This is a genomic window from Streptomyces sp. NPDC001156 (assembly GCF_053598275.1).
This window is the reverse complement of record NZ_JBSFJX010000265.1, coordinates 1-9,728: the sequence shown is the minus strand read 5'-3', so window position 1 is coordinate 9,728 and position 9,728 is coordinate 1. Positions and strand designations below refer to the sequence as shown.

The window sequence follows — 9,728 nt, the reverse complement described above, 5'->3', positions numbered from 1 at the left end:
CCCTCGTGCACGCCCAGGTCCCGCGCAACCTCCGCGGCCGGTTTCCCGGTCTCCATCACGATCCGTACCGCACCCTCACGAAACGGCGCGTCGTAGACTGTCGCTTCCCACCCATGACCCTCAACTTCCCCTTCAGTCACACCTCCACGCTACGAGGGGAAGGTCAGTCCCAAGGTCTCGCGGTTTACGCGTAGGCGACGCCGGACGAGTTGAAAGCCCGGGCCATCTGCCGGTGCCAGTGTCGAACCTGCCGCATCGTCAGACATCGTGCGTTCGCGGTGGGCTCACCAGGCAGCCGTGAGAGTCGACGGGCGGAGTGAGGACGCCTGGTCCCATCAGTCATGGGAACGCAGCAGGCCCACCTTGCCCATCCACCAGCGCCGATCACGGCAGCCGATGCCGCGGAACGTTCTCGCCCAAGCGAGACGCACGAGGCCCGGTCTTTCGACCGGGCCCGTGGCCTCACCTGACCGGCGTGCATCAGCCGCCCCAGGACCGGAGACGGTCGGCGATGTCGTAGACGGTCAGCCGCAGGGCACGAATGTCGATGATCAAGTCCCGCCATTGCTCGTATGGGGCGTCAACAGCTTCCCCGGAGGCCTTGATGTAAGCGACGGCGACCCCGTAGGCGAAGAACTCGTTGCGTGCCGGCAGGGGCCGCAGCAGTACGATCTGCTCCATCAGTGCAGCTGCCCGCCAGTAAGCGTCCGGGGAACTTTGCTGCAGTTGCGGGGTGTTCACCCGGTGCCGTGCCACTGCGGCCACCAGGGCCGAGTAGTCAATGACAGCAAGATCCTTGCCCAGCAGCTCCTCTTGGCGGTCGAGGAGCCATCGGATATCGATAAGCAGTTCCAACGTCAGGCCGCCCGGTGGGCGACAGGGGCGGGCAGGCCGCCGAAGTCGCGGTCAAACGCCTCGGCGAATCCAGGTCGCGTCACTGCAGCGCGGAACGCGTCGGTGGCACTGCCCAGCTTGGCCTGGTTCTCCTCAGCGATGGCCAGCTCGGCCAAATAGGCGCGCACGCTCATGCCGCGGGCCGCGGCCAGGGCCGCGAACCGGTCCCGGGTTTCGGTGTCGATCTTTACTGTGGTATCGGCCATACCCACAGTATGCATCCGTGACTACCTACACGCATACCATTTTCAGGGGAAGTGAGACTGAGCGCTTCACCTGGCCCGCGAGCGCTGTGGTTGGCCCGTCTGAGCGCTGTTGTTGGCCCGCGGCCCTGCCATTAGCCTCGATCTTGCATGAGGGTCCGCCAGCTTGCTGACGGACCCTTTCTGCTCGTTCAGAGAGGAGATTTCTGCGGGTGGGCAGGTTGGTGGCCCGGCTGTCGCGCTAGGTGGGCGCCGGGTTGCACGGCTCCCGGGTGTGCTGCTCGTAGGGACAGGACGCCGCTGGTCAGCCAGGGTTCGGGAGGGTATCGAGCCGGGCGAGCGCACTGGTGATCACGTTGGTCCAAGGCCAGTGGGTTTGGGTGCGGCGGCCGGTGGTGACCGACTGGGCAGCGGCGGAGAACACCGCAGTCGCAGACGGCGGGGCTCCCACCGGCGTGCGGCGCCGGTCAGCGCCAACATCGGTATCCAGGCCAGCAGGTCCAGCGCGATCTGGACGATCTCCAGCCAGACCTGGTTCTGCGCGGCGTCGTGCAGGGGCAGGTCGCGCAGGCCGGTGGCCCGGGCGGCGCGGATGCGGTCCTCGGCGCGGGCCCGCTGGCGGTGGCTCAGTTCCAGTTCGGCGGTCGGGGTGTTACTGCTCCTCCGCGTTGGCTCGGCGTGCTGTGCTGAAGCGTCGCTGATAGGCGGCGGGGCTGAGGGACAATTTCCTCACGAAAACTCTCCGCATACTCTCGTAATTCGGGAATCCGGCAAGGGATGCCGTCTGCGTTGCGGTATGCCCTTGGTCGAGTAGAGCTTTGGCCAAGTCGAACCGGATCATTTCCACGTACCGGGCCGGCGTGGTGGACAGCTCGTCGTTGAAGAGCCGCGTGAGATGCCGAGGGCTCACATTGAGGTGCTTGGCGAGTTCGCCGAGTGAGTGGTTTCCCCCGGGATTCGCCGTGATCAAGTCGGTGATTCTGCGGAGGGCCGGAGACCGGGGCGGCGGTCCTTGCAGTGGGGCGGAGAACTGTGACTGGCCGCCCGAACGCTGCAGATAGACCACCAGGGCGCGGGCGACGTCGCGGGTCAGATCAGGGCCGTGATCCTCCTCGACGAGTGCCAGTGCCAGGTCGATTCCGGCGGTCACGCCTGCCGAGGTGTAGGTGGTGCCGTCACGGACGTAGATCGCGTCGGGTTCGACGCGGCTGGCCCGGCAGCGGGCGGCGAGCTCGTGCGCGACCTTCCAGTGCGTGGTCGCGCGCTTGCCGTCCAGGAGGTCGGCGGCGCCGAGGATGAATGCTCCGGTGCAGATGGACGCGACCCGGTCGGCCCGGCCCGCCAGCGTTCGCGTGGCCTCGATCAGATCACGGGGCACAGGTGTGCGCGGGTAGAGGTCTGCGCCGGCCACCAGGAACGTGTCAGGGGCAGGTTCCGTGGCGGCCGCGTCGACCGCGATCCGGATCCCGATGGACGAGGTGACATCGGCACCGGTCGGTGACACCAGCACGGTCGTGTAGTCGGCACCGAGCCGGTTCGCTTCCCCGAATACCTCCGCGGGGCCGCCGACGTCCAGGAGTTTGACCCCGTCGTAGACGAGGATCGCGACCCGATGCGTGGCGGAGCCCACAACCCCGCTGCCCGCCTGTCCGGATTCGGGTGACTCATGGCCGGACCGAGGGAGCGCCGGACGCCGGGTGGTCGGCAGGGTGGAAGACGGACGCACCGTCCATTCGTAACACACCGATATCGGAAGGAGCAGAGGTCATGAGCGAGATCATCGCGGGGGTGGAGATTCCTGAAACGGCGGCGGTAGCCGAGGCCACCCGCCTCATGCGGGAGATGACCAGCCCCCTCATCTACCACCACTCCCGGCGCGTTTTCGTCTTCGGCGCCATGCACGCTCACAGGCTCGGCCTGGAGCCCGACCCGGAGCTTCTCTACCTGTCCGCCATGTTTCACGACACGGGCCTCTTGACGCCGTTTTCCGACGTTGAGCAGCGCTTCGAGGTCGATGGAGCCGACCACGCACGTAAGTTCATGCTCGACAGCGGTTTCCCGGCCGCGGCCGCCGACGTGGTGTGGACGGCGATCGCGCTGCACACGACCCCGGGAATTCCCGGGCGGATGGGCCCGGAGATCGCTATCACGAATCTGGGGGTTCTGACCGACGTGCTCGGCCTGGGCCTGGACGAGCTGGATCGCAGCCAGGTGGACGAGATCACCGCCGTCCATCCGCGGGGTGACTTCAAGAACGAGTTTTTGCAGGCCTTCGTCGAGGGACTCAAGCACCGCCCGGAGACCACGAACGGAACCGTGAATTCGGATGTGCTGGAGCATTTCATTCCCGGCTTCCAGCGCACAACCACGGTCGAGCACATCATAGGCGCTCCGTGGCCGAGCTGATCAAGGCGCCATAAAACGTGATGAGACGTGTGAGTGGCCCTCACGACGGGCGCCGTCTCGGGCGAGGTGCGGCCTTCGCCGTACTGGCCTGCGCCAATGTGGTGATGATGGCCACGGCAAGCGCACCGTCACCGATCTACCCGCTGTACCGGGAGCGTTGGGGCTTGTCAGTCACGATGCTGACAGTGATCTTCGCGGTGTATGTCGTGGGTCTGCTCGGCGCCCTGCTGACGGTCGGATCGCTGAGCGACCAGCTGGGTCGCCGCCCGGTGCTGGTCGCCGCCCTTCTGGTGGCGGCGACCAGCACGGCGATCTTCTGGACGGCCGACGGCGTCGTCCCCCTCCTGACCGCCCGGGTGGTGCAGGGCATCGCCACGGGGACGGCCACGGGCGGTCTTGCCGCCGGACTGGTCGAGCTCTCACCCAAGAGACGTCCGCAGCTGGGGCCCACGACGACAGCGGTGGGCACGAGTATCGGCATGGCCGCCGGCGCCGGAGTGGTGGGGCTGCTGGTTCAGTCGACCTCACGCCCCGATGCGTATGTCTTTCCCGTCCTGACGCTGACCTTCGTCGTTCTGGCCGCGGTCGTCCTCATGATCCCTGAGACACTCGTCCCGCGAGCGATGGGACTGGCGTCGTTGCGACCGAGAGTCCGGGTTCCCCGGGACGTCCGGCCGGAGTTCTTCGCCTCCATTCCCGCCCTGGTCGCGGGGTGGTCCGTCACGGGTCTGTTCCTCGCGCTCACTCCGTCCCTGGTGAGCAATGTCCTGCATGTGCGGTCCGGTGCTGCGGGCGGGCTCAGCATCGCGGCGCTGTTTCTGGCCAACAGCGTGGGCGGGTTGTGGTCCGTTCGGCATACGGCACGGCTCGCCACCCTGCTGGGGGCGGTTCTCCTGACTCTGGGTGCGTCCGGACTGGCGGTGGCCATCGCTGACGTGTCGCCGGTTATATACGTCGGCGGATCGGTCGTCGCGGGGCTGGGCGTCGGCCTGACGTTCAACGGCAACCTCCGCGCCATCAGCACGGTCACCACCGCGAAGTCGCGGTCGGAGGTCTTTTCGGCCGTCTACGTGATCAGCTATGCGGCGTTGAGTCTTCCGGCCCTCGCGGCCGGGCTCGCGGCGCCCTCATGGGGGCTGGAGACCACGGGCTATCTGTACGTCGGCTTCGTCGGGGCGCTGTCCGTGGCTGCGGCTTTCCACGCCGGACGAGCACGCGCTCACAGACCCACCGGCGATCCGATCGCACGGGCCGGGAAAGCGGATCTCTCGGCGAACCGTCCCGCTGCTGAGCGCGCCGCACGCCCCACGCCGACACCATCCCCGAAGCAGCTTGATCAGGACTTACGGCTGCCGTGTCGGAGCGGGTCGGCTCGCTTCCGCGGAGCTGTCTTCGAAGATCCCGATCGAAATAGCTACGCTGCATCCGCAGGCTGGAGGAGGTTGCGATCCGTATGGGTGACGGGCACGGGCCCGGACGGTCTGAGCAGGAGGACCCGCTCGGAGCCGAATGGGAGAGGCACCGGCCCGCGGTCTTCGGAGTGGCCTACCGGCTGCTGGGGACTGTGGCCGATGCCGAGGATGTCACCCAGGACGTGTGGCTGCGGGCGGCCGGAGCGGATCTGCAGGACATCGATGATCTGCGGGCCTGGCTGGTGACGGTGGCCGCGCGACGGTCGTACGACATCCTCAAGAGCGCCCGCTTCCGCCGGGAGAGCTATGTCGGGCCGTGGCTGCCGGAGCCGCTGCTGACAGGGCCGGACGCGTCGCAGCCGGTACTCGTCGACGAGTCCGTCAGCTCGGCGATGCTCCTGATCATGGAAGAACTGAGCCCGCCGGAGCGGGTGGCCTTCGTCCTGCACGATGTCTTCGGCCTTGAGTTCGGCCGGATCGCCGAGGTGCTGGACGTCTCCGTGCCGGGCGCCCGGCAGCTCGCCTCGCGGGGACGACGGCGGGTGGCCAAGGCGAAGCAGTCCACGCCGCAGGCGTCGAAGGCGGAGCGCGAACGGGTCCTCACGGTCTTCCGCGCCGCCTACGAGGCCGGGGACCTGGCCGGCCTGGTCAGGCTCCTGCACCCGGACGCGGTCTACGTCACCGACGGCGGCGGCAAGGTCTTGGCGGCACGCAAGCTCATTCACGGCGGCGAGCGCGTCGCCGAGGTCATGGTGCGTACCGGGCGCCAGTGGCGCCCCGACCGTATCGACTTCGCCGAGGTCGGCGGCGAGCTCGCCCTCGTGTTCCACCGGGAAGGCCGGGTCTACTCCGTCGACACGGTCCAGATCACAGACGGCCTGATCACCGCATACCGCAGGGTCCTCAATCCCGAAAAACTCGCGCGCGTCTGAGCTGTCACACCCGCAGGGGCCACCTCGTCTCCCTGATGAGAACGCACAACGGGCGACGAAGGAAGACGCCAGAGCAGGTGAGATCGATCATGCGGCACGGCATACATCCACCTGCAGCCGCGAGCCCTGCGCGCGAACGGGCTGTGCGCTCCGGTCGCCCCTCCGCAGTAAAGGACCTATATGCAAGCCATCACTGTGCGAGACCGTGACGCCGGTGTTGCCGGGATGTCCATGACGGACATGCCCTACCCCCATGCGGCCGAGAACGACGTCATCGTGCGGGTGCACGCCGCCGGCTTCACCCCTGGCGAGCTGGACTGGCCCGCCACGTGGACCGATCGCGCCGGCCGCGACCGGACGCCGAGCGTGCCCGGGCACGAGCTGTCCGGTGTAGTCGCAGAGCTGGGGTACGGCACCACCGGCCTGAGTGTGGGACAGCGGGTGTTCGGCCTGGCCGACTGGACCCGTGACGGCACGCTCGCCGAGTACACCGCGGTGGAGGCCCGCAACCTCGCCCCGCTGCCGGCGGACGTCGACCACACCGTGGCCGCCGCGCTGCCGATCTCCGGGCTGACCGCCTGGCAGGGCCTGTTCGACCACGGCCGCCTCACCACAGGCCAGACCCTTCATCGACCTGCAGACCGACAAGCTGGAGGACGCTGGCGACGTCGACGTCGTGTTCGATGTGATCGGCGGCGACATCCTCGACCGCTCGGCCGCCCTGGTCCGCCCCGGTGGCACGCTGGTCAGCATCGTCCTGCCGCCCAAGGTCCGGCCCAAGGACGGGCGGGCGGTCTTCTTCGTCGTCGAACCCGACCGCGCCCGGCTCGCCGATCTCGCCACGCGGGTGAGGGACGGCCGCCTCAAACCGGTCGTCGGCGATGTGCGGCCACTCGCCCAAGCACCCTCCGCGTTCGCCCCCGGCAAGCGCACCCCGGGCAAGACGATCATCCGCGTCACGGAAGACTGAACAGGAGACCCATCGTGATCAGAATGCAAATCGCCGCCGGCCTCCTGGCTGTCGCCACGCTGACTGCGGCCACGGCCTGCTCGACCTCGGACCAGCCCACCCACGCCACGGGCACGACCGCGGCTGTGGCATCGCCTGCGGCCATGGCATCGACACGCCCCACCGAAACCCTCAAGCCGCTGCTCCAGCAGGCCCTTCCGAATGTGAAGGGCAAGACGTTCACCTCGGTGATCGTCGACTTCCCGCCCAACGCACGCGCGATGCCGCACCGGCACGGCCAGGCGTTCGTCTACGCCTACGTCCTCGAAGGCACCGTGCGCAGCCAACTCGCCGGCAAGCCCGTGCGCACCTACCACCAGGGCGACAACTGGGTCGAGCCGCCGGGTGCCCACCACCTCCTCACCGAGAACACCAGCCCGACCAAACAGGCCAGGCTCCTGGTCGTCTTCGTCTCCAACACCGGAGAAAAACTCAAGGTCGACGACCCGGCGTCGTAGCCCGGGGCACGCAATGGGCGGCTCCGCCCCGCCCACCACTCGGCCCCTGCCAAACCCACTCGACCGCCCCCCCACGCACGCCAAGTGCGCGGCGCAGGTCACCCGAACGGATCGAAGGAATCATGACCGACCCCCAGCGCGTCAACATCGGCGAGCAGCACCCGGCCGCCTACAAGACCCTCATCGCCCTGTCGTCACAGGTGGAAGAGGCCGCCGCCGCAGCGGGCCTCGACCCGCTCCTGGTCGAACTGCTGAGGATCCGCACCTCCCAGATCAACGGCTGCTCGTTCTGCCTGCGCATGCACACCCGTGACGCCCTCAAGAAGGGCGAAAACCCCGACCGGATCGCCGTGCTGCCCGCCTGGGCGGAGACCGGCTACTTCTCCGAGACGGACCGCGCCGCCCTCCGCCTGACCGAGGCGATCACACGCGTGCCGGACGGACACGTCAGCGACGAGGACTTCAACGCCGCCGCGGCCGTACTCACCGCAGACCAGGTCTCTGCCATCGCTTGGCTGGCAACCGTGATGAACGCTTTCAACCGCGTCGCGATCACCAGCCGGTACCCCGTCGGCAGCTGACCTCGACGGTGACACCGGCGGTGGTGCGGGCAGCCGAAGCCTCCACCGTCGTGAAGGTGATGGTGGAATCACTCGGGCAGCTTTTGCGAGCTGCCCCGGCCCACACAAGCGCGGAGGCGTCCGCCGGCGTACCGCGCGGCGAACGCCAGGGGAGCCAGGTCGAGCCGCTTGCCCATGCAGAGGCAGAAGGCGCCGTACCGGTTGACGTTGGACCAGAACGGGTCGGTCAGGCCGCGCCGGGCCATCCGATCCCTGAGCAGTGGTAGTCGAACGTGGTTTCCGTTCCCACTGGCGCACAGAGGCCCAGCCGATCACCGGCCACAGGCGCTCTCACTCTGAGTGGCAGTTAGGTCGACCAAGTGTCCCCAACTCGCAAAGTCGCACGCAGCAGGCCAACAGCACCGCTCAGACGGGCCAATCACAGGGCTCACGAGCGCTTCACCTGGCCCGTGAGCGGTGTAGTTGGATGCTGCTGTCTCGGGCTGTGCTGGGTGCATGAAGACTTCCGTTCGTACGGCTGCTTTGGAGTCGGCACCGGTGTGGTCGCATAGCTGCACTCTGGATGACCTCGCCACCTGCTACGCCGTCGATGCCGAGGCGGCTGCTCGTCTGGATACGGGCTCGGGCTGGGGGCGGCGATGGACAGCGTTGTGGAAGGCGTCTGAGGCTGAGGTGATCTGTCCGGTCCAGGATCTGGCGGGCTTTCCCGCGCTGGCTTCGGCGCCGGTACGTCAGTTCACCTGGCGAGCACGCCAGAGGCACCGCCCGGGGTTGCAGTACCTCGTGGTCACGGGCCGGATGCATGGTTTCGAGAGCCTGGCCGAGCGCCGTCTGCTGCTGACCTTGGATTTCACGGGTGAGGTCGATGAGGTGCTCTCCCAGCCCTTCAGGCTGCGGTTTGCCACCGCCGACGGCAGTGAGGATCACACGCCGGACTTCCTGCTGCTGCTGCCGGGGACGGCGGTGCTGGTCGACGTCCGGTCCGCTCATTTGATCAAGGATGAGGATGCCGTGAAGTTCGCAGCGGCGCAGCGGGCGGCGGCCGCGGCCGGATGGCGCTACGTGGTGGTGACTGGCTGGCGCCGTCATGTCGCTGCCGGGCTGGATGCGCTGTCCGCCCGGCGTCGGCCGATGGCCGACCGCCTCGGCCTGCATGGCGAGCTTCTGGAGCTGGTTCAGGAGCGGCCTCGACGGTTCGGGGAGCTGGTGGATGCCACGTCGCTGCCGGCCGTTGCCCGCGCGCACGCCGTTCATCTCCTCTGCCACCGTCAGATGGCGGTGGACCTTGCTCAGCCGCTGGGGGATGCCGCGTGGATCTACCCGGTGGGGAGGCGGCGATGACCGAGGGGCGCCAGCGGCCGCGAAGCGAGGATCTGCAAGATCATGACCTGACGCGGGCCGAGATCCGGCAGGCGCATCTGCTCGAAGTGGAGACCGGTTATCGCAGCGGCAGTCGGTTTTGGGCCCGGCCCGATGGACCGCGGGCGGAGTACGCCCCGCAGTCGACGGCGCTGACCGAGCGGCGGCGGGCGAAAGCGGCCGAGTTGAAGGGGTTGGGAGCTGTTCGGTTTCGGATGTGCAGGAGTGTGTGTGAGTGTGCACGAGCATGTACTGGTTCGTGGTGGTGCAGCGCGCACGGCGCATGGCGGGCACTGTCAGTGCCCGCCGATACCGTTCTTCCTGTTGCTGATCACGTGTGGGGGAGGGGGCAGATCGATGCGTGGTGAGGCGCTGCGTCCGATCGCTGCCCCCTTCGTGGCCGTCGGCCCGTCCGGCGTGGCGATCCGCACCCGCCTCAAGGCCCTCACGCCGGACGACGAGCAGGTGTTACGT

At 68.1% G+C, this 9,728-nt stretch carries 10 protein-coding genes and 2 pseudogenes; 7 read left to right on the top strand and 5 right to left on the bottom strand.

All coding sequences use genetic code 11. The annotated features are described in order from the left end of the window. Positions 1-480: 480 nt before the first annotated feature. From ACWDA7_RS46560 to ACWDA7_RS46545, 4 genes and pseudogenes are all read right to left on the bottom strand, one after another. Positions 481-855 carry a toxin Doc gene (locus tag ACWDA7_RS46560; protein ID WP_450613464.1) on the bottom strand — a complete coding sequence of 125 codons (375 nt, stop codon included), beginning with the start codon at positions 853-855 and terminating at the stop codon, positions 481-483. A gap of 2 nt (positions 856-857) precedes the next feature. Beyond that, positions 858-1,100: an antitoxin MazE7 gene (locus ACWDA7_RS46555; protein ID WP_450613462.1), complete on the bottom strand. Its 243-nt coding sequence runs from the start codon at positions 1,098-1,100 to the stop codon at positions 858-860. Between the two features lie 301 nt (positions 1,101-1,401). Continuing rightward, positions 1,402-1,739 (bottom strand): annotated as a pseudogene (locus tag ACWDA7_RS46550) (transposase); the annotation flags it as partial. Between the two features lie 10 nt (positions 1,740-1,749). Continuing rightward, positions 1,750-2,727 (bottom strand): GlxA family transcriptional regulator, encoded by a 978-nt coding sequence (locus ACWDA7_RS46545; RefSeq protein ID WP_450613468.1) that lies wholly within the window; start codon positions 2,725-2,727, stop codon positions 1,750-1,752. A gap of 137 nt (positions 2,728-2,864) precedes the next feature. Between ACWDA7_RS46545 and ACWDA7_RS46540 the strand changes: the two genes are divergently transcribed. The 6 genes and pseudogenes from ACWDA7_RS46540 (at position 2,865) to ACWDA7_RS46515 (ending at position 7,895) form a co-directional block, all read left to right on the top strand. Further along, a complete protein-coding gene (locus ACWDA7_RS46540; RefSeq protein ID WP_450613460.1) occupies positions 2,865-3,503 on the top strand; it encodes an HD domain-containing protein in 639 nt (212 codons plus the stop codon). Positions 3,504-3,532: 29 nt separating this feature from the next. Next, positions 3,533-5,161, top strand: coding sequence for an MFS transporter (locus tag ACWDA7_RS46535; RefSeq protein WP_450613458.1), 1,629 nt, complete (start codon positions 3,533-3,535; stop codon positions 5,159-5,161). Further along, positions 5,068-5,847, top strand: coding sequence for a sigma factor-like helix-turn-helix DNA-binding protein (locus tag ACWDA7_RS46530; RefSeq protein WP_450613456.1), 780 nt, complete (start codon positions 5,068-5,070; stop codon positions 5,845-5,847). The genes ACWDA7_RS46535 and ACWDA7_RS46530 overlap by 94 nt, the downstream gene beginning before the upstream one ends. 180 nt (positions 5,848-6,027) lie before the next feature. Beyond that, positions 6,028-6,817: pseudogene (locus tag ACWDA7_RS46525) on the top strand (NADP-dependent oxidoreductase). A 23-nt stretch (positions 6,818-6,840) separates the two neighbouring features. Further along, positions 6,841-7,314 (top strand): cupin domain-containing protein, encoded by a 474-nt coding sequence (locus ACWDA7_RS46520; protein WP_450613466.1) that lies wholly within the window; start codon positions 6,841-6,843, stop codon positions 7,312-7,314. A 122-nt stretch (positions 7,315-7,436) separates the two neighbouring features. Further along, positions 7,437-7,895 (top strand): carboxymuconolactone decarboxylase family protein, encoded by a 459-nt coding sequence (locus ACWDA7_RS46515; RefSeq protein ID WP_450613454.1) that lies wholly within the window; start codon positions 7,437-7,439, stop codon positions 7,893-7,895. Between the two features lie 68 nt (positions 7,896-7,963). Here the strand turns inward: ACWDA7_RS46515 and ACWDA7_RS46510 are convergent, their stop codons facing one another. Further along, positions 7,964-8,140 (bottom strand): hypothetical protein, encoded by a 177-nt coding sequence (locus ACWDA7_RS46510; RefSeq protein ID WP_450613453.1) that lies wholly within the window; start codon positions 8,138-8,140, stop codon positions 7,964-7,966. Between the two features lie 250 nt (positions 8,141-8,390). Here ACWDA7_RS46510 and ACWDA7_RS46505 point away from each other — a divergent pair, with 250 nt between their 5' ends. After that, on the top strand, positions 8,391-9,236 hold the full coding sequence (locus tag ACWDA7_RS46505; protein ID WP_450613451.1) for a TnsA-like heteromeric transposase endonuclease subunit: 846 nt from the start codon (positions 8,391-8,393) through the stop codon (positions 9,234-9,236). The last annotated feature ends 492 nt before the right edge of the window (positions 9,237-9,728 follow it).